We start from the raw sequence: 23,388 nt of genomic DNA, 5'->3' as shown, positions 1-23,388 counted from the left end.
GGGGCGCAGCCGGACGGGCCCGGCAGGTGTGGATGCGGCCGGCGCCGGGCGGTGGGTATCCGGTCTCAGGCCGCGGCCGGCCCGGCAGCGCACTCCCAGGTCTCCGGCGACCACACACCCGAGCGGCGCAGTGATGCCGGGCAGTGCCGGAAGATCTCCTCGATCTCGACCACCAGGGCGAGTTCGGGCCGCCGCCCCCTGACCGTCATCGCGTCGAAGAACGGCGCGTCCCGGAGGAGCCGGGCCCGGCCGTTGACGCGCAGGACGTCCATGACGCCCGGTATCAGGTAGAGCAGCCCCACCTGCGGGTTGGACAGGACGTTGTGGAAGCTGTCGCCACGCCGGTTGCCCGGACGGTCGGGCAGCGCGAGCGTGCGCTCGTCCAGTACGCAGGTGAAACCGGCGGCGTCACCGCGCGGCGAGACGTCGCAGTTCCCCTCCGCGTCGCTGGTGGACAGGGCACAGAAGGGCGACCGCGCCAGCAGGCCCAGGTCCTCCTCGGTGAGCCGGTCGTGCACCTTGTCGATGACGATGGGGTGGGGCTCGCCGAGGATGTCCCGCAACTCGTCGGCCGACCGCACGGGCACGGCCCCGTCGAGCGGAGTGTGGGTGCCGGGGGCGAGCGGGGGTGCGACGTTCGACAAGGGGTGCTCCGTACCGTAAGAGGCTGCCCAGTACGACAGTGACCAGGATTTATTAGGCTTACCTTACTTGATCCGCCCGGCCCGGCACGGGGCCCGTTCAGGCGCCCGGCAGAAAGAGGCAGAACGGGTGGCCGTGCGGGTCGCGGAGGACTCGTACGCCCTCCTCGGGCTGGGACTCCGCCACCGTCGCACCCAGGGCGCAGGCGCGCTCGGTCTCGGCCTCCAGATCATCGACCTGCACGTCCAGATGCGCCTGCATCTGCTGCGTACCCGGACGCGGCGGCCACACCGGGGGCGTGTGGTCGGTCTCCAACTGGAAGCTGAGACCCGGGCGTTCCTGTTCGGGAGCCCTCAGACGGACCCACTCCGGGGTGCTCTCGACTTCCTGCCAGCCGAGCAGGCGCCGGTAGAAGTCGGCCAGCGCGAGCGGATCGGGAGTACCGAGAACAAAGGCACCGATTCTCGTCGTCATGACGCCATCCTGCCTCACACCCCGCCTCGGACCCTCGCCGTCACGGCCGGTCGGGCACTCCCGCGCCTTCCGTGTAGGGGTGCGGGGCGCGGGCGGGTCCGCGGAAACGGGCCGGACCTACACCGGGCCCGGCAGGAAGAGCACCGGCCGGGCCGTCCAGACCACACCGGCCGCCGTGAAGGCGTACGGCTCCCCGGCGCGCAGCCGGTAGAGGGCCTCCCACTGCCCTTGATCCAGCCAGTGATACGCCCGCTGCCGGTCATCGGCACCGAACTCCCGGAGCAGCAGCCGGACTTCGATGCGCATCCAGACGAGCGCACGCTCGGGGCGGTCCGCCCGGTACGCGAACGACACCTCGGGGGCGCGTACTTCGCACCACCAGCCCGGACACGCCGGCCCGCCGGACGGCCGGTGCAACAGGCTGACGTTACGCATCCCCGCCACCCCGGGTGGCGAGCTGCACCCAGACGGTCTTCCCGGCCACGGACCGCTCCCGCACCCCCCAGGCATCGGCGAGCGCGTCGACCAGCCATAAGCCCCGGCCGCCGAGGGCTTCCGGGTCAGGCTTGCGCAGTTCCGGCTGAGCCCAGGTGCAGGCGTCCGCGACCTCCAGCACGAGTACGGAGCGGCGGCGCCGCAGGGTCAACTCGAAGTATTCGGAGATCCCTTGGGCGTGCAGGACGGTGTTCGTGGCCAGCTCACTGGTGATGAGGACGGCCGGTTCGGCAAGGTGCCCGAGCTTCCACTCCACGAGCACGGCCTCGACGTGCCGCCTCGCCCTGGACACGGATGCCCTGTTTCGGCGGAAGCGGGTGGTGTTCGTACGGCCGGACATGGGGCCTCCAAGGGGCGCTGGGCAGCCGGACTTTTCACCTTCAGTGCCGCAATCGGCACCCTCAGTGACGCAACCCACGCTAGAGCGCCACCCATCGAAAACGCAATTCCCCTGAAGTCGCGAATTTGCGTGTGGCTGAGCGTTCCGTCGTGGTGGCGTGTAGCGTCCAGTGCCGTGCAAACTGAGCACGCGCAGTAAAGGAGGGGACATGCCCGCAGGTGGACGCCCTACGGTGCGAAGCAGACGTCTGGGAGCGGCCCTCCGCCGGTACCGGGAAATGGCCAAGCTCGACCAAGAACACGCAGCGGAGCAGATCGCCGGATCAAAGACCAAGATCAGCCGGATCAAGACCGGGCAGGTATCCGCCCGTCCCGGCGATGTACGGCTCATGCTGGAGCTGTACGGGGTCGAAGACCGCGAGGTGTACAGGCAGTTGGAGCAGCTGGCCCGGGACTCCAACAAGCGGGGTTGGTGGCTGGACTACCAAACCCCGTCACTGACGCAGCTGGGCGACTTCATCTCACTTGAGGCGGACTCTACGTACATCCGCTCCTGGCAGCCTGTGTTCGTTCCAGGTGTGCTCCAGTCCCCGGACTACACACGTGCGTTGATCGATGCCAACCCCAGCGTCTTCTCGGCGGAGGCAGTCGAAGAGATCGTGCAGGTGCGGCAGGAACGCCGCAAGGCAATCGCCGAGACGGGCTCGCGGTTCGCCGCCGTGATCTGGGAACCCGCCCTCACATCCCCCATGGCCTCCCCGACCACACACCGCGAGCAGCTCGCCCTGATCCTCGCGATCTCGGAACAGCAGAACGTAACGGTCCAGGTCCTCCCGCACAGCGAGTGGGCGGCTGCCCGCATCACGAATGCCTTCGTCACGTTCGCTTTCGACCAGCGAGCAGCCGCTGAGGCCGTGGCCTTCGACAGTCTGTCCAACACCATGATCCTTGAGGGCGAGGACGAACTGTCCAGCTACAGCAACGCTTTCGACTCCCTGAGATCCGCCGCGATGACTCCGGAGCAGAGCCGATCCTTCATCAAAAAGACGATGAGCGTCATCCCCGAGGAGAACGAGCAAGCGTGAACGGCAAGCAGATCATCACCCCCTTCGTGAAGTCGTCGTACTCAGGCGGCGCATCGAACGACTGCATAACGGTGGCCCGCACCGTCGATGGCGGCCACGCCGTCCGGGACAGCAAGTGCCCGGCGCACGGCACCGCGTATTACTCCAGCGCTGCCTGGGCAGTCTTCCTCGGAGCAATGAAGCACCACGATTAGCTCCACCTCAGCTCCCCTACTCGCCAAAGGGTCGCGACCATGACACGAAGGACGGCGCAAGCCCAGAACAAACGACTGACAACGGCCTTCCGCAAGTCTTCGTTTTCCTCCTCCACAGACAAGCAAGAGTGCGTAGAGGTAGCCGGAACGGCCGACGGAGGCCGTGCCGTCCGGGACAGCAAGTGCCCGGCGCACGGCATCACGTACCACTCCCCCGCCGCCTGGGCTGCCTTCCTCAAGGTGGTGCGGCCTCACGGATAGCACCCAGGAAGGGGCTCCCCGCTGGCCATTACTCGTATGTACAGGGAGTGATGAAGCGTTCTACGATTCATCACGGCACATACGAATGAACGCTCCGACCGAGGGGAGACGACATGCGTCCCTGGGAGGCCGATCCTTCCGCGCCCTTCGTGCGGCGGCTGGGAAAATCAGCTAGGGAACTGGGCACAACCCAGGATGAGGACGGCTGCCCGGACATCTGGGAGCTCGGCAACGGCGACATCGCCGTCGTCGGACGGGACCTCACAGATGTCTACGCCGCCCGTCTGCCCGCAGATGTCACCATCGCGGCGGACGAGCGCCTCGTGATCATTCCGGGCAGCATGCTCCGCTCGGCGAAGCCGGACATCGCAGATGCTTGATCCGGGCTCCCTCGAACTCGTCGCCTCGCAAGGAGACCGGCTGACGACTAACGCCTACCGTAGCGACTTCCGTCAGCGTCGCATGGAGATCAGCCGTCAGGACTGCTGGAAACTGGAGCGGCGGCAGCAGTTCGAAGAGCAGGACAGCAGCTGGCAGGCGGTCCGGCGAGGCAGCTGGGAGGAGGCTCTGCGGCTGTTGGAGGACAAGCGGGAAGGGCTGCTCAGTGCCACCCGGCGGGACCAGCAGCTCCATACCGTCTTTCGCCGTGTCCGAGTCGTGGAGGAGCCTCTCACTCCGTACCTGCAATGGGAGTTGCATGCCCTGAGAGTGCAGGCGGAGTCCGGCAGAGTAATTCGGGTCATCGACTCTGCCGAGCTGGCCGAACTCGAACGCGCCGGCCCGCTGCCCGAAGTGGTCGTGCTCGGGGACCAAGCCCTTTATCAGGTCGTCTACACCGAAGCCGGGGCTCTTGACGGGGCCGTCCGCTTCCGCGAGCCCACGCTGATCGCACGCTGGGCGAGCCTCGTCCGAGAGCTTTACGAGGCCGGCGAAGAGCTGCTGCCGTTCTTCGAACGCCGGGTGGCGGACCTTCCTCCGCCACGGGCAACAGCGGAGTAGGCGATCGGCGGCGACGGCATGAGCGGCGAACACTCCGGCGATACAGGCAATGAGCTGTCAGGATCGTCACGGGACGTGGTGCAGGCCGGAGCCATCAGGGACGTTCACTTTCACCACGACCGGGCAGCGTCCGGGAGCCGCACGGAAATCGCACCACGCCAGTTGCCCCGCGAGGCAGGGGGGTTCGTCAACCGGACGTCGGAACTGCGCCAGATCGACGCGTTCCTGACCGATGCCAACGGCGGATCTGCCGCAGTCTGTGTCATCGCCGGCACAGCGGGAGCGGGGAAGACCTCACTCGCCCTGCGCTGGGCCCACCGGGTCGAAGCCGACTTCCCCGGCGGCCAGCTCTATATCAATCTGCGGGGCTACGACCCGGGCGAGCCAGTCACCGCACAGGACGCACTCCACCGCTTCCTCACCGGACTCGGTGTCCCGCCCGGTGCCGTACCCTCGGAGACCGATACCGCCGCAGCGCTGTTTCGGTCCCTGCTGGCCGACCGGAGAATGCTGGTTCTCCTCGACAACGCCGCATCCGCCGACCAGGTGAGACCGCTGCTGCCCGGCCACTCGGACTGCCTCGTGATCGTCACCAGCCGGAGTCGTATGTCCGGACTGGCCGTACGCGACGGAGCGCATCGCATCACTCTGCGCACCCTCCCCGAAGGGGAAGCCGTTGCCCTGCTGCGGGCCGTGACCAACGGCTACCGGCCCGAAGACGACGCCGACAAGCTGACCGAGCTCGCCCGGCTCTGCGCGCGGCTTCCACTGGCGCTGCGCATCGCGGCCGAGCGCGCGGCGAGCCATCCCCATATGCAGTTGGACGAGCTGATTTCCGATCTGCGTGACGAGTCGGCCCTGTGGGAGGCGCTCAGTACAGGCGACGATCAGGAGTCGGAGGCGGTGCGCTCGGTCTTCGCCTGGTCCTACCGGGCTCTGTCGGCGGACGCGGCGCGCCTCTTCAGACTTCTTGGGCTGCACCCGGGGCCCGACTTCGGAGTCGGGGCCGTCTCCGCTCTCGCCGGGATCAGCACACGACGATCGCGAAACCTGCTGGATGTCCTCGTGGGCGCCCATCTGCTGGAACAAACCGCCCCCGACCGCTTCGAGTTCCACGATCTCCTTCGGGCCTACGCGACCGACCGGACCCGGGAGGAAACGCAGGACAGCCGTGATGCCGCGCTCCGGCGCGTTCTCGACTGGTACCTGCACTCCGCAGATGCCGCCCAGAGCTGGATTGCTCCTGCCCGCGACCACGTCACCCTGACACCGCCCGCCGAAGGTGCGCTCCCTCTGTCGTTCACCACCTACGACCAGGCCGTCGACTGGTCCGAACGTGAGCAGGGCAATCTCGTGGGGGCCGTACGCGCCGCCGAGAAGGCCGGACTCGACCTGTACACCTGGCAGCTTTCCGCGGTCTTCTGGAGCGCCCAGGCCCCCTCGGCCCCCGTAACCGACTGGCTCGCCACCGCACACACAGCCCTGCGGGCCGTCCGGCGTCTCGGTGACCGGGTCGGCGAGGCCATGCTGCTGGAGAGCGCCGGTTTTGCCCATCGCCGACTCAACCGCCTTGTGGAGGCGCGGCGTTCGCACCGGGATGCCTTGACGATCCGGCAAGAACTGAGGGATCCACGAGGAGAGGCCGCAGCACTCAACGCCCTTGGCCTGATCATGCTGCGGACACGGCAACTGCCGGAAGCGAAGGACCACTTCGTTCAAGCCGTGGCACTGTTCAGAGATCTCGGTGCCTCGCACTGGGAGGCCGTCGCACGCTCCAACCTCGCCGAGACACGTATCGAGAGCGGAGACCTGACCGAAGCGGCAGACGACCTCGACCGGGCCCTGGCAGTCCACCGCAGCATGGGGAACAAGCGCAGCGTAGGCAACGTGCTGCGTCTGTGGAGCGCGGTCCATCTCGACCGGGGCAAAGGTGCCGAAGCCGTTCGGGCGGCGAGTCAAGCCGTGGAGCTGGCCCTGGAGTTGCGTGATCACGCGTTGGAGGGGTACTGGATCCTCTACCTGGGCCATGCCCAGCAGGCCGTTGGACGGTTCACGGACGCGCTGGTCTCCTACCAGCGGTCCGCCACAATTCACCGCCGCTCGGGCAGCCGCAGCCGCGAGGCGCTGGCCTGGCAAGGAGCGGGTGAGGTGTACCAACGCCTGGGGCGGGGGCGTGAGGCCGCCGACTTCCACCGCAGAGCCGCCGCCGTGCATCAGGAACTCGGAGATTCCTGGCTCCGGGCCATCGCCCTCGACGGTCTCGCGTCCGCACTCCACTGCGAGGACCCCGAAGCGGCGGACGGGCACTGGGGTGACGCTCTTACCCTCCTGAGCCGCTACGAGGACGTACGCGCGGTGAGCATGCGGGAGCACGTCGAGGAACGGCGCGGGCTGCACCGGTGATAGGAGCGCGGAGGGGGAGGCAGGCTGGGAGACAACGCCACCGGCGACCGCCGATACCCCGCCCCACACGGAAATCCAGATGGCCGTCCGGGCGCGAGGCCCCTGCGCGCAAGAAACCGGATGGCCTCGGCAAGGATCAGCGTGATACGCCCCATGCCATGGACGACCTCATGACAGCACGGCTCGTACTCCATCCACTGACCGTGGCCGAAGCCGAGCGGCTGGTGGCGGGTCGGCCCGGTGAGGCGGATCGGTGGGCACCCGGATACCCCATGGAGGGGGACGTCTCCGCGGCCCGGCGGTTCCTCGGGGCGCGCGGCGGAGATGAGGGGGCGCACCCGGGTGCGTACGAGATCCGGCTGCGGGGCGACGGATGCGCGGTCGGGGGTGTGGACTTCCACGGGCCGCCCGACGCGCAGGGCAGCCTCACCATCGGCTACGGCCTGGTCCCGGCCGCGCAGGGCAAGGGATATGCGTCCGAGGCACTCCGGGCCCTGCTCGTCTCCGCACGGGAGCGGGGCTTCGCCCGGGTGAAGGGGGGCGCCGACCACGACAACGTCGCGTCCCACCGCGTGATGACCGCAGCGGGCATGCAACCGGTCGGACGGGACAAGCGAGTGAGGTACTACGAGACCGCCTGGGGCGACGGCGGACCCGAGCCCTGCGCAGCCGCCCCGCCATGATGCGAAAATAGCCGGGCGAGGACAACGCGGAATCGGAGTGGCATCAGTGATGGGCACGAATCCCGGCCCCGGTTCCGATCCCGGTTCTCAGTCCCGGGACGCCGCCCACCTGGGCTCCGAGGTCATCGAACTGTTGGAGATGTTCTGGGAGCAGGGTCGTGAGGCCGGTCACGCCGGGGCGGTCTCGCCCTCCCAGTTGCGCGTGCTGTACACGCTGGACCGCGACGAGGGCATCAATCTGCGGATGCTCTCCGACGCCCTGGGCTCCGCTCCCCCGTCGGTCAGCCGGCTGTGCGACCGGCTGCAGGCGATGGGATTCGTGGAGCGTGCTCCGTCCCCGGTAAGCAGGCGCGAGCTGAATCTGCGGCTGACCCGGCACGGCAAGACGTACCTCGCCGATCTGCGGGCCCGCAGGGAGAACGTCCTGATGTCGACGATCGACGCCATGCCGGCTGCGGCCCGGCAGGCACTGCTCGACGGGCTCGACGGTTTCCGGAGCGCCGCGGCTGCGGGACCGGACGAGATCGGCGGCCCGGGGATCTGGCCCTCCACGGCTTAAGCCCGTCCGTCAGTCCGTCAGTCCGTCAGTCCGTCAGTCCGTCAGTCCGTCAGTCCGTCAGTCCGTCAGTCCGCCCGTTCGGGCACATCGGGCAGCCTGCCAGACACACCACCCGCCCCGGCACGTCCGCCTGTCAGGCAGCCGCCCGCTCGGACCGACCGACCGCCCGCTCAGCCACACCCCCTGCTCAGGCCGACCGCCCGCCCCCGTCCATGCCATCCGTACGGTACTGACGGCCGAACCAGTCGAGGCAGACGACGAGCGCGTCGTCCTCCTGTGGCGAGGACCCCCGGTACTCCCGCAGATCACGGAGGACCGCCACCGGCACCTGGGCCGCCGGCAGGAAGCGGTGGGCCGACAGGGAGCGGGCCAGTGACCGCTCCCCGTACTGTTCGCCCGTCGCCGAGACACTGTCGTACACGCCGTCGCTGCCCACCAGGATCCGGTCCCCCGGTTCCATCCGCAGACGCTCCGCCGAGTAGACGGTCTCCTCGAACATCCCCAGGGGCAGCTGCGCGTCGAACCCGACGGGCTCGACGCTGCGCCCCCGCAGTCTCCACATGCGCGGAGAGCCGGCGTCGACCGCCTCCGCCTCGCCGGTGGTGAGGTCGAAACGGAGCAGCAGGACGGAGGCGTGCAGCGCCCCGCGGTACTCCGCGTAGACGGCCTGGTCGGCGAGGCTCGCCTGATCGGCGAGGCCGAGTCCCGCGCGGCGGGCGTTGCGCAGGGCGTTGACGACCAGGTTGGTCAGCAGCGCCGCCTGCATGCCCCGGCCCATCCCGTTGGTCACGGTGAGCGTGAGGTGGTGGGCCGTCACGGACCAGTCGAAGTTGTCGCCGAAGATCGCGTACGCCGGTTCGAGGTGCGCGCCCAGCGAGAACTCCGGCCGCGACACCGAACGGCCGGGCAGCAGCTGCCACTGCATCTCGGCGGCGAGGGTGAGCCGGGTGGCGCGCCGGGCGAGACGGTAGAGGTCGGTGTCCCGTTCGGCGACGAGGATTTCGCGGCCGAGCATGTCGCAGATCTGCTGGACCTCCACGAGATCCGCTTTCGCGTAGCCGTCCTCAAGAGTGCTGACGCTGAGGATCCCCATCCGGTCTCCGCGGACGGTCACCGGTACGTGGGCGGTGACCGCGCCCTGCGTGATCCTCGGCTCGACATAGGGCTCCTGCGCTCCGAAGGCCCGCCCCTGCGGGCTGCCGTCGATCGGTACCGGCTCCCTGAGCAGCGCCACGTCCTCCACCGCCTGAAGGGTGGTCAGACCGTAGTCGGCGAGGCGCAGCTCCACCCGCTGGGCGCCGTAGTGCTCCCGCAGGGCCGCCGTTACGACGTCGAGGAGCGAATCCGGTGCGGCGCTCCGCAACGCCCTCTCGACGGCAGCCAATCTGTCCACGTTGATCCTGCTTCTCGTGTCTGCACCGAAGGGAGATTCCGGCCGAGCACGAGTGCGGCGCGTCCGGACGTTCCTGCAGCGGTCGGGGGGGTGCGAGGGCCGGCCGGTGACTGGGCCGGGGGCCAGCCGCTCTTCGCCTCACTATACGTTGCGGAGAGACAACTGTTGTTGCGCGGCAAGAAAAGTGCGCCCAACCGGTGTGCGGTCCCCGAACCGGGGAAGTGCGACTAATGGGAAGCCTGCATGACGAGCGAGGAAGAGATATGACACTGATCGCTGAACGGACCATCGGCGCCACGCAGGACACCAAGGCTCCGGCTGCCGGTGAGGCTTCCGCCCTGGGCGACCTGCCCCGGGTCGAGGACGGCGGCAAGGTGGCGCCGAAGGACGCCCGGGCCCTGTCCAAGCTGTACTTCGACCGGCTTCAGAACCTTGAGGAGGGCACGCACGAGTACCAGTACGCGCGCAACACCCTCATCGAGATGAACCTCTCCCTCGTGCAGTTCGTCGCCTCCCGGTTCCGCAACCGCGGCAGCGGTGAGATGGAGGACATCGTCCAGGTCGGCACCATCGGCCTCATCAAGGCCATCGACCGCTTCGAGCTCTCCCGGGAAGTCGAGTTCACCACCTTCGCCATCCCCTATGTCCTCGGCGAGATCAAGCGGTTCTTCCGTGACACCAGCTGGGCCGTCCATGTCCCCCGCCGGCTGCAGGAACTCCGTATCGAACTGGCCAAGGCCAAGGACGAGCTCGGCAGGCGCCTGGACCGCGACCCGACGGTCAAGGAGCTCGCGGAGTACCTGAGCATCGGCGAGGACGAGGTCCTGGAGGGGATCATCGCCTCCAACGGCTATACGGCCGGCTCCCTGGACCTGTCCGTCGACGGCGCCGACAGCGCGACCCCCTCGACCCGTGCCTTCGCCGATGTGCTGGGTGAGCCGGACCCCGGTATGGAGACGGTGGAGAACCTGCACGCGCTCGCCCCGCTCCTCGGTGAACTCGACGAGCGGGAGCGCAGGATCATCCAGCTGCGCTTCGGCCAGGAGATGACCCAGTCACAGATCGGCGCGGAGATCGGCGTCTCGCAGATGCACGTCTCCCGCATCCTGTCCCGCACGCTCGCCAAGCTGCGTACCGGCATGTTCGCCTGAGCCGGGCTCCTTACGCTCCTTACTGAGCCAGGCCCCTACTGCCCGCAGTCGCCCTTCGTCCGCCCGCCCGGACGAGGGGCGACTGCGGTTTCGTCCGTGGACGTCCGCTCGCTCTCCCGGGGCGCCGCCTCCAGTACGAAGAGCTGCCGGGTGCCCGTGATGTCCAGCATGCGTTCCAGGAAGGGCGGGACGGCGTCCAGATGGAGCGTGATGCCGCGGGCGCTGGTGCCGCGGTGGAGCATCAGCAGCGTCGACAGACCCATGGAGTCGCACATCCGCAGCTGGGCACAGTCGAGGTGCAGCTCGCGCGGGGTCGGCTCGGCTGCCAGAAGCGCGTGGGCCCGCTCGGTGAGTTCGTCGCTGGTGTCGTAGTCGAGGTCACCGGCGATACGTACGAGTGCGGTGCCCGGCCCCGCTTCGACGGTGAGGGTGAAGTACGGGCGGGCCGGGGTGGTCATGCGAGGGCTCCGGGGTGTCGGCCGGCCGGGGCGGGGGTACCGTCCAGGGCGCGCCGTGCCCCGTCCAGCAGCCGCACCGACCGGGGGAAATCCTTGAGTTCGGCCGCCAGGACGTCCAGGGCGGGGTGCAGGGACCTGGCCGGGACGTCACGGGCGGTCAGGATGCCGGCGGTCCAGACCATGAAGGTCGTGAACAGGTCGTCGTCATCGGTGTAGAGGGCGACGGCCAGGAACTCCACGATGTGCGCGATGTCCTCCGCGGTGCGCTCGCGCTGCTGTTGGCTGTAGGCCGCCATCGCCGGGAACCGCTCCTCCAGCCGCGTCAGGACCTCTCTGACGAGCTGGCGCCGGGAGCGGGCGACGAGTGTGTACTCCTGGTCGGAGAGGTGGAGCAGGCCGCCCTCGGCCGGCTGCGGCCCGCCGCCGGAGCCGGGACGGGCGATGCCCTCCGCGAGCTGCCGCGCCGCACTGCGCGCGTCGGGGGCCCAGGCGTCGGCGCCGAGCAGACGCGCGTACCTGCCGTCGGGCCCGAAGGCCGCCCCGCCCGCCAGGACGGGTACACCGACGGCCTGGCAGGCGCTGATCGCGGAGTGGGCGGTGGGCAGCCGGGTGGGGACGGAGGAGGAGAGCGCGACCACGTCCGCGCCTCTGCTGTGCAGATGGTCGATGAGGTGCGGGGTCGGCACCTGGGCGCCGAGGAAGTCGACCTGCCAGCCCCTCAGGGTGAGGACCTCGGCGAGGAGCCTGGCCGGGAGGACGTGCCACTCCTGGTCGACACAGGCCACGGTGATACGGCCCAGACGGGGTGCGGCGCGGTGGGCCGGGCGATGGGCGAGGGCGGCGATGACCCGCTCGGCTATGGCACTGGCCGCGTGCTCCTGGGCGACCGTGAGGCGGTTGGCCGCCCACTCGGTGCCGACCCTCGCCTGGACCGGGGCGATCAGGTCCAGGAGGACGTCCTCGGCGTCCATCCCCCCGTCCAGCGCGGCGAAGACGATGCCCGCGGCGCCGTACTCGTCGCGGTCCGTCACTGCGGTCCACAGCTGGTCCCGGAGAGCCTGCCGGTCCGTGGTTGTTCCGTTCATGCGGTGTACCTGCCCCGGGTGTGGCCGTTCACCGCGCTCAGGTGGGCGGTCCGGGGGGCGGTGATGGCGACGAGGGCCATGTCGTCGTGGCTGTTCTCCCGCAGCCACTGGGCGGCGAGCATCTGGATCCGCTCGACGACGGCCTCACCCGGCATGCCCGCGCACTCGGCCAGGGCCCGCTTGAGCCGTTCTTCGCCGTACAGCTCGTCGCCCAGCGGCCCGCCACGGGCCTCCGTGATCCCGTCGGTGTAGAGCAGGCACGTGTCGCCGGGGAGCAGCGCGACCTCGACGGTGCCGGCCTCCACCTGCGGGATGGCCCCGATGAGGGTGCCGCTGGTGGGGATCTCCTCGACGGTGCCGTCGGTCCGTACGACGAGAGGGACCGGGTGGCCGGCCGAGGTGAGACGGAGCCGGACCTGGTTCTCCGTACGCAGCACGGAGGCCAGCACCAGGGTGGCGAAACGGGCGTGGTGGGAGTTGAGGAGCGCCCCGTTGAGGAGCTGGAGCATCCGCTGGTGGTCGTCGGCCATCGGCATCAGCGCCTGCAGGGTGTTGCGGATCTTCCCGGTCAGGACGGCGGCGTCCAGCCCCTTTCCGCAGACATCGCCCAGGACGACGAGAGAGGCATCGGCTTCGGTGGCGCCCGGGTGGACGTCGTAGAAGTCACCGCCCACCCGCTCCCTGTCGCCGGCCGGCCGGTATCCCCCGGCGAACTCCACTCCGTGTGTCCGGTGCAGCGGGGGCGGCAGCAGATCCCTCATGAGGGTCCGGGTGATGTCGCTCTGCTCGGCGTAGAGGCGTGCGGCGGAGAGCGCGGCGCCCGCGCGTGCGGCGAAGAGCCGGGCGAAGACCTCCTCGCTCTCGGTGAACCCGCTGTGGCCGGAGCCGCGCACCAGGATCAGGGCCCCGGCCGGCACCCCGTGTCCGGGCAGCGGGGTCACGACGACCGACCCGACCGACCCGGTGAAGCCGGGCGGGAGCACCCAGTCGGGCAGCGCGGCCGGGTCTATCCAGCGGGAGGGCACCGGCGGGAAGCCCTGCAACGCCTCGCTGAGGCCCGGGAGTTGCGCCGGGTCCGCGGTGACGAGGGTACGGGTGACGTCCTGCCCGGCGACGGCCCTCGCGACCGGCAGCCTGCGGCCCGCGTCCGGGGCGACGACGACGGCCACATCCGCCAGGTACTCTGCGGCGAGCTGCGCGGTGGCGCTCATGCAGCGGTCGGTGTTCAGCGAGGCCAGCAGGACGTTGGACGCCTCCGCGAGGAACGCGGTGCGCTGCCGCTCCGCGGTGAGCGCCTCCTCGGCGACCCGCCTGCCGGTGTTGTCGACCAGCCACCACACCACGTGCCCGTCCTGGCCCCGGGTGGGATGCGCCTCGAAGCTCCGCGCGGCGATCCGCCCCGAGACCGGAGCAGCAGGAACCGGCGGAGCCGGGACCGAAGAACCCGGGAGCGGACCCGGGGCCGAAGAACCCGGGGCCGCGGGAAGGGCGTCCGGGTCCGGAGTGTCGGCCGGTCCGCCTGCCGCCAGGTGGGCGCGGGCCAGCCAGTCCGGGACCGCGTCCGCCATGCTCGCGCCGGGCCGCGCACCCTCCAGCAGACGGGCCGCCGCCGGATTCACGTCGGTGACGGTGCCGGCCCGGTCGGCCGCGATCACGGGACAGGGGGCCAGGTTCCACACACCGGACGCCGGAACCTGCTCGGTCTTCGTAACGGAATATCCCTCGGTAGAGACCATGAAAGGGGGCCGTCCGAAACGGACCGCACCACCTCTCCTGACGGGTCGCCCGACGGATCGCCGGCCGCATCCCAGGACGCATCACTGCACGCGAAATTAGTTACCTGACGGCAACCATCCCGCACCCGCCCGCGTCATGGCAACCCGCCCCCGGAGAAGCCCGGTCGCCGCGTCCCCGTCAGCCTGCGGCCGGGCGCCCGTGCCAGTCGAGGCACACGACGAGGGAGTCGTCGGCGGCGGGACCGAAACCCCGGTGCCCCAGCAGCTCCTCCAGCATCGCGCTGGGCACCTGCGAGGCGGGCAGCCGGCTCGTCCCGGTGACCGCCCTGGCCAGGGCCCGGAGGCTGTACTTCTCACCCGCCGGGGACAGGGCGTCGTAGACACCGTCGCTGATGAACAGCAGCCGGTCGCCGGGCTCGACCGTGAAGTGCTGTGGCGTGTAGGGAGTGTCCTCGAACATCCCGAGCGGCATCTGCAGCTGAAGCTCGATGGGTTCGACGACTCCTGCCCGCAGCCGCCAGATGCGGGGCGAACCGGCGTCGATGATCTCCACGTTCCCGGTGGGAAGGTGGAAGCGGAGCAGCAACGTGGAGAGGTACTGGAGTCCCTGGTGCTGGCCGTAGACGGCCTGGTCGGCGAGGCCGGCCTGGCCCGCCAGGTCCAGGCCGGCGCGGCGGGCGTTGCGCAGCGCGTTGATGGTGAGACCGGTGAGCAGGGCGGCGTCGATTCCTTCGCCCATGCCGTTGCTGACCGTGAGGATCAGATCGTCGGCGGAGGCCGACCAGTCGAAGCTGTCGCCGAAGATGGCATAGGCGGGCTCCAGTTGGGCTCCGATGCTGTACTCGGGCCGGGAACAGGAGCGGCCGGGCAGCAACTGCCACTGCATCTCCGCGGCCAGGGTCAGCCGCTCGGTCCTGCGGGCCCGGAGGAACAGGTCGGTGTCCCGGTCCGCGACGATGATCTCGTGCGCCAGGGCGTCCGCGTACTCCAGGAGGCGTTCCGCCGTTTCCGCACCCGTTCCGTCCCGGCCCGCTGCACCGTCCCTGCCCGGTGCTACGTCCCCGCCCGCTGCACCGTCCCGGTCCGGTGCTCCGTCCGCGTCCGCGGGCAGGGTGACGCTCAGGACCCCCAGCCGGTCGCCGCGGACGCTGACGGGCACCGAGATGGTCACCGTGGCAGCAGTGGAGTCATGGTCGTACTGCGGCTCCTGGGTGCTGAACGCGCGTCCCGCCGGGCTGTCGTGGAGCGCGATCGGCGGCCCGGTGTGAGCAAGAACACCCACCGGCTGCAGCTCCACCATGGCGTAGTCGGCCATCAGGAGTTCGACGGCCACCGCATGGTGCCGACGTTCGATGAGGGCGCGGAGCACGTCGAAAACCTCGTGCGGGGCGGCCTCACGCAGCATGCGTTCGACCGCACAGGGTCTCTCCACCGGCAGGAACCTGCTTTCCTTGACATATCTTCATTACGCAAAGCTGCTCAGATCGACCAGCCGGTACGAGCCCATCGTGGACCATCGGGAGTTTCACATGCGCGAGGACTCCGTCCGTCACCACCCACAGGCCCCCGGGACCCTGCCCGAGGTCGGCCCCATGCTGGAGCTCCTGGAGGCCGCCTGGGAGCACGGCCGCGACGCCCTGAGCACCGCGCCGGTCTCGTCCTCCCAGATCCGCGTGATGTACATCATCGAGCGGGAGCCCGGCATCAGCCTGAGCGCGCTCCGCCGGCATCTGTCGGTGGCGGCCCCCTCCGCCACCCGTCTCTGCGACCGGCTGCAGGCCGCCGGATTCCTCCGCAGGACCCCGCGCCCCGAGGACCGGCGCGAGACGCGGCTGGACCTCACCGAGGCCGGCGCTGCGCACCTGCGTGAGATCCGGCGCCGCCGCGAGCAGGCCCTGCGCCTGGCCATGAGCCGGATGGCGCCCGACGCACGCGACGCGCTGACCGTCGGGCTGACCGCGTTCTGCGAGGCCGTCACCGAGACCCACCCGGTCCCGGAGTAGCGCCTGTCCGCGGCCTTCACCCGCACCACTTCACGCACCCTTACCACTGTCCGGGCGGTGGCCCGGGGCGTACGAGGAAATCAGCCGCCGATTCACCTCTGCGGGGTGCGAACCGGCCGGTCCCGGCCCCGGGGAGCCGACGGCCGCCTAATCTGACCGTACGCTCAACACCCGCGTCCGGGCGCCCACTTGACGGGGCTCTCCGAAGCGGCCGCAACCGAAGGGGAGCCATGCCGATCCATGTCATCGTGGCCGTCAGCAGTCAGGAGTCCCGGGCGGCGGACGAGCTCGAAACGCTTGCGCAAGGCGTCGCCGCGGCGGGGGAACGGACGGAACAGCGGCCCTTCGACGGCGAAGCCACGCTCCAGATTCTCATCGCACTGAGCGCCGCCACCTTTCCGTACTTCCGGACGTGGATCCGCTCACGCACCGAGCAGCGGAAAGTCACCAAGGTGGTGATCGACGGTCTTGAGCTGAGCGGCTACACGGAGAAGGAGGCGAACAGGATCCTGGACCGCGTCCAGAGCAGACTCGCCGCACTCCCTGAAAGCACCGACGGCCCTGAAAGCCCCGACAGCGCCGACGGCCCTGAAGCCGCCGGGCGCCCCACGGGTCGTCATGGATAGCGTCTATCTGAAGACCCTCTACGGCGAGGACTGCTTCGACCGGGTGCAGCCCGCCTGGTCCGGCCAGTACGAGGACTTGTTCCGGCTGTTCTGGCGGAGAGAGGCGGACCTGCTCCGCGTGGAGAGCGAACCGCCGCCCTTCGTGGTCGTTGATTCCTTTCACGCCCGGCCCTCGCACTTCCTGAGCGGAACCGGGGAGTACGTCGTCTACGACCAGCAACTCGGCCGGATCTTCCGCGCCCTGACCAATCTGGCGCTCAACGAGGCCGATCCCGAACAGGTCCTGGCGTGCCTGTACCGGCTGGCGGGCCACCGGCTCTATCTCACCGGCCATCTCGACTCCGCGTACTATCTCTCCCTCGCCCACGAACTCCTGCGCAAGCAGTGCGCGCCCGTCGCCGCGGCCTCCGACACCATCCTGACGCTGGCCCTCACACAGGAACTGTTCACCATCGCGCACGAGGTGTGCCACATCCTGCTGCGCAAGGCACCGGAGAGGGCCCGACAATGGAGCGACGACTCACTCGCCATCGTGCGGGAGTGGGCCGGAAGATTCTCCTCCGCACACGGCACGTACGCGTCCGGCGTGAGCGGTTTCGACGTGGACGGAATCGTGGGCGGTCTGACACCGTCCAGTCCGCTCATCGAGGAGTGCGTCTGTGACCACATCGCCTTCCTCTCCCTGGTGCCCTTCGTCAAGCACTCGGGGCTGCCGTGGCCGACGATGGACTCCGCGCATCTCGCACTGAAGAATCTCCATGTGCTCCAGCTGCTCGACGAGCGGGTGCGCGTCCACACGACGCGGGCCGAAGTGAGCGTGACCGACTCCTATATGGACTCCTTCATCAGGCAGGGCCATCTGCACACGCACATCGAATGGCTCTCGCAGGACCAGGCCAACCCGGAACGCTCCGGAATCGATCTCGGATCCGGCGACATCTACGAGGCCTCCCGCAAGAACGCGGCGAAGTTCGACCGGACCCTGGGAGACAGGTCGTTCCTGTTCGGCTTCGACGAACTGCTGGACAGGATCACCGAATCCGGGCTGCGCGACCAGCCGCTGCCGCCCGACCGTGAGCTGTCCGCCGTCGTACGCGGCCGGCTGGCCTTCTGACGGCCCGGCCGGCCCGCGGACGCCCCCACGCAGGAGGCCCCGCCCCCGCCGAAGCGGGACCGGGGCCCTCCGTGGTGCCGGTGTCGTGCCGGGTCAGCAGCCCAGCAGCCGGCCGCCGAGGTACGACTGGATCTGGTCCAGCGAGACACGCTCCTGCTTCATCGTGTCGCGCTCGCGGACCGTCACCGCGTTGTCGTCCAGCGTGTCGAAGTCGACCGTGACACAGAACGGCGTGCCGATCTCGTCCTGGCGGCGGTAGCGGCGGCCGATGGCGCCCGCGTCGTCGAACTCGATGTTCCAGTTGCGGCGCAGATCGGTCGCCAGGCCCTTGGCCTTCGGCGAGAGCTGCGGGTTGCGGGAGAGCGGCAGGACCGCGACCTTGACCGGCGCGAGGCGCGGGTCGAGGCGCATCACGGTGCGCTTCTCCATGACACCCTTCGCGTTGGGCGCCTCGTCCTCGATGTACGCGTCGAGCATGAAGGCCAGCATCGCCCGGCCGACACCCGCCGCGGGCTCGATGACGTACGGCGTCCAGCGCTCACCCTTCTCCTGGTCGAAGTAGGAGAGGTCGGTGCCCGACGCCTTGGAGTGCGCGCCGAGGTCGTAGTCGGTGCGGTTGGCGACGCCCTCCAGCTCGCCCCACTCACTGCCGCCGAAGCGGAAGCGGTACTCGATGTCGGCGGTGCGCTTCGAGTAGTGGGAGAGCTTCTCCTTCGGGTGCTCGAACCAGCGCATGTTCTCCTCGCGCATACCGAGGTCCCGGTACCAGTTCCAGCGCTGCTCCATCCAGTATTCCTGCCACTGCTCGTCCTCGCCCGGCTTGACGAAGAACTCCATCTCCATCTGCTCGAACTCGCGGGTGCGGAAGATGAAGTTGCCCGGAGTGATCTCGTTCCGGAAGGACTTGCCCATCTGCGCGATGCCGAACGGCGGCTTCTTGCGCGAAGTCTGCTGCACCTGGCCGAAGTTGGTGAAGATGCCCTGGGCCGTCTCGGGCCGCAGATAGGCGATGGAGCCGCTGTCCTGGGTCGGGCCGAGGTGGGTGGAGAGCAGACCCGAGAAGTTCTTGGGCTCGGTGAAGGTGCCCTTGTTTCCGCAGTTGGGGCAGTTGAGGTCGGCGAGGCCGTTGGCGGGCGCGCGGCCGTGCTTCTCCTCGTACGCCTCCTCCAGGTGGTCCGCGCGGAACCGCTTGTGGCAGGAGGTGCACTCGGTCAGCGGGTCGGAGAAGGTCGCGACATGGCCGGACGCCTCCCAGGTCTCGGAGGCCAGGATGACCGACGAGTCGAGCCCGACCACGTCCTCGCGCGCGGTGACCATGTAGCGCCACCACTGGCGCTTCAGGTTCTCCTTCAGCTCGACACCCAGCGGCCCGTAGTCCCAGGCGGCGCGCTGACCACCGTAGATCTCACTGGAGGGGTAGACGAAGCCACGGCGCTTGCTCAGGCTGACGATGGTGTCGATCTTGTCGGCGGCCACGGTGCTCTCTTCATTACGACGATGACGAACAGCGGAATACCTCAGGTTACCGGCGGCTCCACCCCCCGGATCAAATCGGTTCCCGCACGGACCCTTGTTGACAATCGTTTCCACTTTTGTTGAAAATGACTGTCATGAACGTACGACGCCTCATACCCGCCACAGCCGTCTCCGCAGCGGTCGCCGCCGGACTGGTCGCCCTCTCCGCCTGCTCCGGTTCCTCCTCATCCAGCGCCGACCACAAGGACGGCAAGCTGCACGTCGTGGCGTCGTTCTATCCGCTCCAGTACCTGACCCAGCAGATAGGCGGCGACCATGTCTCCGTCACCAACCTGACGAAGCCGGGTGTCGAGCCGCACGACCTGGAACTCAGCCCGAAGCAGACCGTCGCCCTCTCCGACGAGGACGCGATCGTCTATCTCAAGGGGCTCCAGCCCGCCGTGGACGAGGCGATCAAGCAGTCCGGCGTGAAGCACACCGCCGACGCCGCCTCGATGACCACGCTCGAAAAGCACGGCACCGAGGTCGACGGCCACCACCACACGACCGGGAACAACGACTCCCACTCGGAGAGCGAAGCCGGTCTCGACCCGCACATCTGGCTGGACCCGGTGCGGTACGCCCAGGTCGCCAAGGGCGTGGACAAGACACTCGCCGCGGCGGACCCGAAGCACAAGGCCGACTACCGCAGGAACACCGACGCCCTGGTGAAGAAGCTCGACGCCCTCGACAAGCAGTACGCCGACGGCCTGAAGCACCGCACGTCCGACACCTTCGTCACCACCCACGCCGCCTTCGGCTACCTCGCCGAGCGGTACGGCCTCACCGAGGAGGCCATCAGCGGTATCGACCCGGAGAGCGAGCCCAGCGTCTCGCGTATGAAGAACCTGCACGCCCTCGCCGCGAAGCACCACGTCAACACGGTCTTCTTCGAGACGATCGCGAACCCCGACACCGCGAAAACCCTCGCATCCGACCTGCATGTGAAGACCGATGTGCTGGACCCGCTGGAGGGCATCACCGACAAGTCCAGGGGACGCGACTACCTCCAGGTCATGAAGTCCAACCTGGTCGCACTCCAGAAGGCACTCGGCGCCAAGTGACCGCACCGAAAGCCGGACCGTCCGGGCCCGGCACCGCACCCGCGACCGCACCGGAGGCACGCGCCATGGACATGGAACCGGAACCCGTCATCTCCGTACGCGGTGCCACCGCCGCACTCGGCTCGCGCCCCGTGCTGCGCGGCATCGATCTCACCGTGCACCGCGGCGAGGTCGTCGCCCTGCTCGGCGCCAACGGCTCGGGCAAGTCGACCGCCGTACGCACGGTGATCGGCCAGGTCCCCCTCACGGGCGGCTCGGTCGAGCTGTTCGGCAGCCCGCTGGGCCGGTTCCGGCAGTGGGCGCGGGTCGGTTACGTACCGCAGCGCACCACGGCGGCCGGCGGGGTGCCCGCGACGGTGCGCGAGGTCGTCTCGTCCGGGCGGCTCGCCCGGACAAGGCTGCGGTGGCCGTCGAAGGCCGACCGGGCGGCGGTCTCGCACGCCATCGAGCTGGTGGGGCTCGGCGACCGGGCCGGCGACTCGGTGGGCGCGCTCTCCGGGGGCCAGCACCAGCGGGTGCTGATCGCCAGGGCGCTGGCGTCCGAGCCGGAACTGCTGATCATGGACGAGCCGATGGCCGGGGTCGACCTGGCCAGCCAGGAGATCCTCGCCTCGACGCTGCGCGAGCAGGTGGCCGCCCGGACCACCGTGCTGCTGGTGCTGCACGAACTGGGCCCGCTGGAGTCGCTGATCGACCGCGCTGTCGTACTGCGGGACGGCTGTGTCACCCACGACGGTCCGCCCCCGGAGGCGCTGGGCGTGCATGCGCTGCCCGGACACGACCACGTACACCCGCACGCGCCGGCCGAGCCGGCCAGGACAGGACTGCTGAGCTGATCATGGAACTTCTCCAGAGCGCCCTGATGCAGCGGGCCCTGCTCGCCGCCGTCCTGGTCGGCATCACCGCCCCCGCCATCGGCATCTATCTCGTCCAGCGCCGCCAGGCGCTGATGGGCGACGGCATCGGCCACATCGCCATGACCGGGGTGGGCCTGGGCTTTCTGCTCAACTCCAGCCCGGTGTGGATGGCGACGCTGGTCTCGGTCGTCGGCGCCGTCTCGATGGAGCTGATCCGCAGCTACGGCCGGATGCGCGGGGACGTCGCGCTGGCCATGCTCTTCTACGGCGGCATGTCCGGCGGGGTACTGCTGATCAACCTCTCCCCCACCGGCTCCAACGCCAACCTCTCGTCGTACCTCTTCGGCTCGCTCGCGACCGTCTCGGACAGCGATGTCACCGCGATCTGCGTCCTGGCCGCGTTCGTGGTCCTGGTCACGCTCGGGCTGCGCAGGCAGCTCTTCGCGGTCAGCCAGGACGAGGAGTTCGCCCGGGTCACCGGGCTGCCGGTGCGGGTGCTCAATCTGCTCATCGCGGTCACCGCGGCCGTCACCGTCACGGTCGCCATGCGGGTGGTCGGGCTGCTGCTCGTGAGCGCGCTGATGGTGGTCCCGGTGGCCGCCGCACAGCAGCTGACCAAGTCGTTCGCGGCCACCTTCGGACTGGCCGTGGTGATCGGTACGGCCGTGACGCTCTCCGGAACCGTCACCTCCTACTACCAGGACGTGCCGCCGGGAGCGACAATTGTGCTGCTGGCCATCGCCGTCTTCGTGGCCCTGACCGCGCTCGCCGCGCCCCTGGCGAGGCGCCGCGCACGGGCCGCGGAAGCGGCGGAGGCCGCGTGCGGCCCCGGCCTTCCGGCGGCGCGTCCGCCGGTGGAATCCGCCGGGACCTGACGGAGCTGGCACAATGGCCCGACACATGGGCGGCGACGCACGGCGAGGAGGCACCTGTGACCGCGGGAGCACCAGTACGAGGCCGGTCGACCCGGCAGCGGGCCGCGGTGGCCGCGGCGCTCGACGAGGTGGACGAGTTCCGCAGCGCCCAGGAGCTGCACGATGTGCTCAAGCACCGGGGCGACTCGGTCGGGCTGACCACCGTCTACCGCACGCTCCAGTCGCTGGCAGACGCGGGCGAGGTCGATGTGCTGCGCACGGGCGACGGCGAGTCCGTCTACCGGCGCTGCTCCACCGGTGAGCACCACCACCATCTGGTCTGCCGCAGCTGCGGCAAGGCCGTCGAGGTGGAGGGGCCGGCGGTGGAGAAGTGGGCCGAGTCGATCGCGGCGCAGCACGGGTATGTGAACGTCGCGCACACGGTGGAGGTCTTCGGGACCTGCGCGGAGTGCGCGGAGTCCGGCACGGAGAGCTGAGCCGGGCCAAGATCTGTCACGGAGAGCCGGGCCGGGGGTGCACTTGCGCCCCCGGCCCGGCCGTCTGTGCCCGGACCGGGACGCTCAGGCGGTCGTCTCCTCGATCGCGCCGCCGAACCGCCGGTCCCGCTGGGCGTATTCGAGGCAGGCCCGCCACAGGTCGCGGCGGTCGAAGTCCGGCCAGAGGACGTCCTGGAAGACCATCTCGGCGTACGCGCTCTGCCAGATCAGATAGTTGGACGTGCGCTGCTCACCGCTGGGGCGCAGGAAGAGATCCACGTCCGGCATGTCCGGGTAGTAGATGTACTTCGCGAAGGTCTTCTCATTGACCTTCGCCGGGTCCAGCCTGCCCTCCGCCACATCGCGGGCGATGGCCTGCGCCGCGTCGGCGATCTCCGCACGGCCGCCGTAGTTGACGCAGAAGTACAGCGTCATCGCGTCGTTGTCCTTGGTCTGCTCCTGTGCGACCTGGAGCTCCTGGACGACCGACTTCCACAGCTTGGGCATCCGGCCGACCCAGCGGATCCGGATCCCCAGCTCGTCCATCTGGTCCCGGCGGCGCCTGATGACATCGCGGTTGAAGTTCATCAGGAAGCGCACCTCGTCGGGCGAGCGCTTCCAGTTCTCGGTCGAGAAGGCGTACAGCGAGAGGTTCTTGACGCCCATCTCGATACAGCCGTTGAGCACTTCGAGCACGGTGGCCTCGCCGACCTTGTGGCCCTCGGTGCGCGGCAGCCCGCGCTCCTTGGCCCAGCGGCCGTTGCCGTCCATGACGACCGCCACATGGTTCGGCACCAGTTCGCCCGGGATCTTCGGCGGGCGGGCGCCCGACGGGTGCGCGTCGGGGGTCCTGTACTCGCGCTTGCTACGCCCCAGCATCCCGCGTCGTGCCATGTGCTCG

At 69.4% G+C, this 23,388-nt stretch carries 27 protein-coding genes; 16 read left to right on the top strand and 11 right to left on the bottom strand.

The window, feature by feature from the left end:
* Positions 1-65: 65 nt before the first annotated feature.
* The 4 genes from ACWGKJ_RS05405 to ACWGKJ_RS05390 all read right to left on the bottom strand — a co-directional run bounded on the left by ACWGKJ_RS05405 (position 66) and on the right by ACWGKJ_RS05390 (position 1,903).
* Entirely contained in the window at positions 66-644 is a 579-nt protein-coding gene (locus tag ACWGKJ_RS05405) for an MSMEG_1061 family FMN-dependent PPOX-type flavoprotein (RefSeq protein ID WP_385022808.1), read from the bottom strand.
* Between the two features lie 97 nt (positions 645-741).
* Positions 742-1,116, bottom strand: a complete 375-nt coding sequence (locus ACWGKJ_RS05400) for a VOC family protein (RefSeq protein ID WP_385022811.1) — start codon at positions 1,114-1,116, stop codon at positions 742-744.
* 117 nt (positions 1,117-1,233) lie between these two features.
* Positions 1,234-1,551 carry a hypothetical protein gene (locus ACWGKJ_RS05395; protein WP_385022814.1) on the bottom strand — a complete coding sequence of 106 codons (318 nt, stop codon included), beginning with the start codon at positions 1,549-1,551 and terminating at the stop codon, positions 1,234-1,236.
* Positions 1,544-1,903 (bottom strand): ATP-binding protein, encoded by a 360-nt coding sequence (locus ACWGKJ_RS05390; protein WP_453315673.1) that lies wholly within the window; start codon positions 1,901-1,903, stop codon positions 1,544-1,546. The genes ACWGKJ_RS05395 and ACWGKJ_RS05390 overlap by 8 nt, the downstream gene beginning before the upstream one ends.
* A gap of 256 nt (positions 1,904-2,159) precedes the next feature.
* Here ACWGKJ_RS05390 and ACWGKJ_RS05385 point away from each other — a divergent pair, with 256 nt between their 5' ends.
* From ACWGKJ_RS05385 to ACWGKJ_RS05350, 8 genes are all read left to right on the top strand, one after another.
* On the top strand, positions 2,160-3,035 hold the full coding sequence (locus ACWGKJ_RS05385) for a helix-turn-helix domain-containing protein (protein ID WP_385022820.1): 876 nt from the start codon (positions 2,160-2,162) through the stop codon (positions 3,033-3,035).
* Positions 3,032-3,229 (top strand): DUF397 domain-containing protein, encoded by a 198-nt coding sequence (locus ACWGKJ_RS05380; RefSeq protein ID WP_385022823.1) that lies wholly within the window; start codon positions 3,032-3,034, stop codon positions 3,227-3,229. The genes ACWGKJ_RS05385 and ACWGKJ_RS05380 overlap by 4 nt, the downstream gene beginning before the upstream one ends.
* Before the next feature lie 39 nt (positions 3,230-3,268).
* Positions 3,269-3,490 (top strand): DUF397 domain-containing protein, encoded by a 222-nt coding sequence (locus ACWGKJ_RS05375; protein ID WP_385022826.1) that lies wholly within the window; start codon positions 3,269-3,271, stop codon positions 3,488-3,490.
* Positions 3,491-3,603: 113 nt separating this feature from the next.
* Positions 3,604-3,870 (top strand): hypothetical protein, encoded by a 267-nt coding sequence (locus ACWGKJ_RS05370; protein WP_385022829.1) that lies wholly within the window; start codon positions 3,604-3,606, stop codon positions 3,868-3,870.
* Complete coding sequence (locus ACWGKJ_RS05365; protein ID WP_385022832.1) at positions 3,863-4,489, top strand: DUF6879 family protein; 627 nt, start codon at positions 3,863-3,865, stop codon at positions 4,487-4,489. The genes ACWGKJ_RS05370 and ACWGKJ_RS05365 overlap by 8 nt, the downstream gene beginning before the upstream one ends.
* A 162-nt stretch (positions 4,490-4,651) precedes the next feature.
* Positions 4,652-6,892 carry an ATP-binding protein gene (locus tag ACWGKJ_RS05360; protein ID WP_385022835.1) on the top strand — a complete coding sequence of 747 codons (2,241 nt, stop codon included), beginning with the start codon at positions 4,652-4,654 and terminating at the stop codon, positions 6,890-6,892.
* A gap of 158 nt (positions 6,893-7,050) precedes the next feature.
* On the top strand, positions 7,051-7,575 hold the full coding sequence (locus ACWGKJ_RS05355) for a GNAT family N-acetyltransferase (protein ID WP_385022838.1): 525 nt from the start codon (positions 7,051-7,053) through the stop codon (positions 7,573-7,575).
* Positions 7,576-7,624: 49 nt separating this feature from the next.
* The gene (locus ACWGKJ_RS05350; protein ID WP_385022841.1) at positions 7,625-8,134 is read left to right on the top strand and encodes a MarR family winged helix-turn-helix transcriptional regulator; all 510 of its coding nucleotides are present in this window, start codon (positions 7,625-7,627) and stop codon (positions 8,132-8,134) included.
* Between the two features lie 187 nt (positions 8,135-8,321).
* Here ACWGKJ_RS05350 and ACWGKJ_RS05345 read toward each other — a convergent pair whose 3' ends face one another.
* Positions 8,322-9,527, bottom strand: a complete 1,206-nt coding sequence (locus tag ACWGKJ_RS05345) for a PP2C family protein-serine/threonine phosphatase (RefSeq protein ID WP_385022843.1) — start codon at positions 9,525-9,527, stop codon at positions 8,322-8,324.
* A 263-nt stretch (positions 9,528-9,790) separates the two neighbouring features.
* On the opposite strand from ACWGKJ_RS05345, the gene ACWGKJ_RS05340 reads away from it, so the two are divergent.
* Positions 9,791-10,678, top strand: a complete 888-nt coding sequence (locus ACWGKJ_RS05340; RefSeq protein ID WP_385022846.1) for an RNA polymerase sigma factor SigF — start codon at positions 9,791-9,793, stop codon at positions 10,676-10,678.
* Positions 10,679-10,713: 35 nt separating this feature from the next.
* Here ACWGKJ_RS05340 and ACWGKJ_RS05335 read toward each other — a convergent pair whose 3' ends face one another.
* The 4 genes from ACWGKJ_RS05335 to ACWGKJ_RS05320 form a co-directional block, all read right to left on the bottom strand.
* Complete coding sequence (locus tag ACWGKJ_RS05335) at positions 10,714-11,136, bottom strand: STAS domain-containing protein (protein WP_385022849.1); 423 nt, start codon at positions 11,134-11,136, stop codon at positions 10,714-10,716.
* Positions 11,133-12,221 carry a cobalamin B12-binding domain-containing protein gene (locus ACWGKJ_RS05330; protein WP_385022851.1) on the bottom strand — a complete coding sequence of 363 codons (1,089 nt, stop codon included), beginning with the start codon at positions 12,219-12,221 and terminating at the stop codon, positions 11,133-11,135. Before ACWGKJ_RS05330 ends, ACWGKJ_RS05335 begins: the two co-directional genes overlap by 4 nt.
* Complete coding sequence (locus tag ACWGKJ_RS05325) at positions 12,218-13,957, bottom strand: SpoIIE family protein phosphatase (RefSeq protein WP_385022853.1); 1,740 nt, start codon at positions 13,955-13,957, stop codon at positions 12,218-12,220. The genes ACWGKJ_RS05330 and ACWGKJ_RS05325 overlap by 4 nt, the downstream gene beginning before the upstream one ends.
* Positions 13,958-14,135: 178 nt before the next feature.
* Positions 14,136-15,389, bottom strand: coding sequence for a PP2C family protein-serine/threonine phosphatase (locus tag ACWGKJ_RS05320; RefSeq protein ID WP_385022855.1), 1,254 nt, complete (start codon positions 15,387-15,389; stop codon positions 14,136-14,138).
* 97 nt (positions 15,390-15,486) lie between these two features.
* On the opposite strand from ACWGKJ_RS05320, the gene ACWGKJ_RS05315 reads away from it, so the two are divergent.
* The 3 genes from ACWGKJ_RS05315 to ACWGKJ_RS05305 all read left to right on the top strand — a co-directional run bounded on the left by ACWGKJ_RS05315 (position 15,487) and on the right by ACWGKJ_RS05305 (position 17,700).
* Positions 15,487-15,960: a MarR family transcriptional regulator gene (locus ACWGKJ_RS05315; protein ID WP_385022857.1), complete on the top strand. Its 474-nt coding sequence runs from the start codon at positions 15,487-15,489 to the stop codon at positions 15,958-15,960.
* 230 nt (positions 15,961-16,190) lie between these two features.
* Positions 16,191-16,586, top strand: a complete 396-nt coding sequence (locus tag ACWGKJ_RS05310) for a hypothetical protein (protein WP_385022859.1) — start codon at positions 16,191-16,193, stop codon at positions 16,584-16,586.
* Positions 16,579-17,700 carry a hypothetical protein gene (locus tag ACWGKJ_RS05305; RefSeq protein WP_385022861.1) on the top strand — a complete coding sequence of 374 codons (1,122 nt, stop codon included), beginning with the start codon at positions 16,579-16,581 and terminating at the stop codon, positions 17,698-17,700. The genes ACWGKJ_RS05310 and ACWGKJ_RS05305 overlap by 8 nt, the downstream gene beginning before the upstream one ends.
* A 93-nt stretch (positions 17,701-17,793) precedes the next feature.
* Here the strand turns inward: ACWGKJ_RS05305 and ACWGKJ_RS05300 are convergent, their stop codons facing one another.
* Positions 17,794-19,176 (bottom strand): glycine--tRNA ligase, encoded by a 1,383-nt coding sequence (locus ACWGKJ_RS05300; RefSeq protein ID WP_385022863.1) that lies wholly within the window; start codon positions 19,174-19,176, stop codon positions 17,794-17,796.
* A gap of 134 nt (positions 19,177-19,310) precedes the next feature.
* Between ACWGKJ_RS05300 and ACWGKJ_RS05295 the strand changes: the two genes are divergently transcribed.
* The 4 genes from ACWGKJ_RS05295 to ACWGKJ_RS05280 all read left to right on the top strand — a co-directional run bounded on the left by ACWGKJ_RS05295 (position 19,311) and on the right by ACWGKJ_RS05280 (position 22,487).
* Complete coding sequence (locus tag ACWGKJ_RS05295; RefSeq protein WP_385022865.1) at positions 19,311-20,279, top strand: metal ABC transporter substrate-binding protein; 969 nt, start codon at positions 19,311-19,313, stop codon at positions 20,277-20,279.
* 65 nt (positions 20,280-20,344) lie between these two features.
* Complete coding sequence (locus ACWGKJ_RS05290; protein ID WP_385022927.1) at positions 20,345-21,115, top strand: metal ABC transporter ATP-binding protein; 771 nt, start codon at positions 20,345-20,347, stop codon at positions 21,113-21,115.
* 2 nt (positions 21,116-21,117) lie between these two features.
* Positions 21,118-22,011: a metal ABC transporter permease gene (locus ACWGKJ_RS05285; protein WP_385022867.1), complete on the top strand. Its 894-nt coding sequence runs from the start codon at positions 21,118-21,120 to the stop codon at positions 22,009-22,011.
* A gap of 56 nt (positions 22,012-22,067) precedes the next feature.
* The gene (locus ACWGKJ_RS05280) at positions 22,068-22,487 is read left to right on the top strand and encodes a Fur family transcriptional regulator (protein ID WP_385022869.1); all 420 of its coding nucleotides are present in this window, start codon (positions 22,068-22,070) and stop codon (positions 22,485-22,487) included.
* Between the two features lie 84 nt (positions 22,488-22,571).
* Here ACWGKJ_RS05280 and ACWGKJ_RS05275 read toward each other — a convergent pair whose 3' ends face one another.
* The gene (locus ACWGKJ_RS05275) at positions 22,572-23,381 is read right to left on the bottom strand and encodes an isoprenyl transferase (protein ID WP_385022871.1); all 810 of its coding nucleotides are present in this window, start codon (positions 23,379-23,381) and stop codon (positions 22,572-22,574) included.
* Positions 23,382-23,388: the final 7 nt, after the last annotated feature.

Source organism: Streptomyces sp. NPDC054757, from assembly GCF_053612185.1.
Note: the sequence above shows the minus strand (reverse complement) of the source record. Positions and strands in the feature narration are given on the sequence as shown.

Coding starts and splice junctions, on each gene's coding strand:
- ACWGKJ_RS05310 (WP_385022859.1), top strand. CDS start 16,191: ATGCCGATCCATGTCATCGTGGCCGTCAGCAGTCAGGAGTCCCGGGCG.
- ACWGKJ_RS05385 (WP_385022820.1), top strand. CDS start 2,160: ATGCCCGCAGGTGGACGCCCTACGGTGCGAAGCAGACGTCTGGGAGCG.
- ACWGKJ_RS05285 (WP_385022867.1), top strand. CDS start 21,118: ATGGAACTTCTCCAGAGCGCCCTGATGCAGCGGGCCCTGCTCGCCGCC.
- ACWGKJ_RS05400 (WP_385022811.1), bottom strand. CDS start 1,116: ATGACGACGAGAATCGGTGCCTTTGTTCTCGGTACTCCCGATCCGCTC.
- ACWGKJ_RS05340 (WP_385022846.1), top strand. CDS start 9,791: ATGACACTGATCGCTGAACGGACCATCGGCGCCACGCAGGACACCAAG.
- ACWGKJ_RS05370 (WP_385022829.1), top strand. CDS start 3,604: ATGCGTCCCTGGGAGGCCGATCCTTCCGCGCCCTTCGTGCGGCGGCTG.
- ACWGKJ_RS05355 (WP_385022838.1), top strand. CDS start 7,051: ATGGACGACCTCATGACAGCACGGCTCGTACTCCATCCACTGACCGTG.
- ACWGKJ_RS05330 (WP_385022851.1), bottom strand. CDS start 12,221: ATGAACGGAACAACCACGGACCGGCAGGCTCTCCGGGACCAGCTGTGG.
- ACWGKJ_RS05325 (WP_385022853.1), bottom strand. CDS start 13,957: ATGGTCTCTACCGAGGGATATTCCGTTACGAAGACCGAGCAGGTTCCG.
- ACWGKJ_RS05395 (WP_385022814.1), bottom strand. CDS start 1,551: ATGCGTAACGTCAGCCTGTTGCACCGGCCGTCCGGCGGGCCGGCGTGT.
- ACWGKJ_RS05350 (WP_385022841.1), top strand. CDS start 7,625: ATGGGCACGAATCCCGGCCCCGGTTCCGATCCCGGTTCTCAGTCCCGG.
- ACWGKJ_RS05365 (WP_385022832.1), top strand. CDS start 3,863: ATGCTTGATCCGGGCTCCCTCGAACTCGTCGCCTCGCAAGGAGACCGG.
- ACWGKJ_RS05295 (WP_385022865.1), top strand. CDS start 19,311: ATGAACGTACGACGCCTCATACCCGCCACAGCCGTCTCCGCAGCGGTC.
- ACWGKJ_RS05335 (WP_385022849.1), bottom strand. CDS start 11,136: ATGACCACCCCGGCCCGCCCGTACTTCACCCTCACCGTCGAAGCGGGG.
- ACWGKJ_RS05375 (WP_385022826.1), top strand. CDS start 3,269: ATGACACGAAGGACGGCGCAAGCCCAGAACAAACGACTGACAACGGCC.
- ACWGKJ_RS05315 (WP_385022857.1), top strand. CDS start 15,487: ATGCGCGAGGACTCCGTCCGTCACCACCCACAGGCCCCCGGGACCCTG.
- ACWGKJ_RS05305 (WP_385022861.1), top strand. CDS start 16,579: ATGGATAGCGTCTATCTGAAGACCCTCTACGGCGAGGACTGCTTCGAC.
- ACWGKJ_RS05275 (WP_385022871.1), bottom strand. CDS start 23,381: ATGGCACGACGCGGGATGCTGGGGCGTAGCAAGCGCGAGTACAGGACC.
- ACWGKJ_RS05290 (WP_385022927.1), top strand. CDS start 20,345: ATGGACATGGAACCGGAACCCGTCATCTCCGTACGCGGTGCCACCGCC.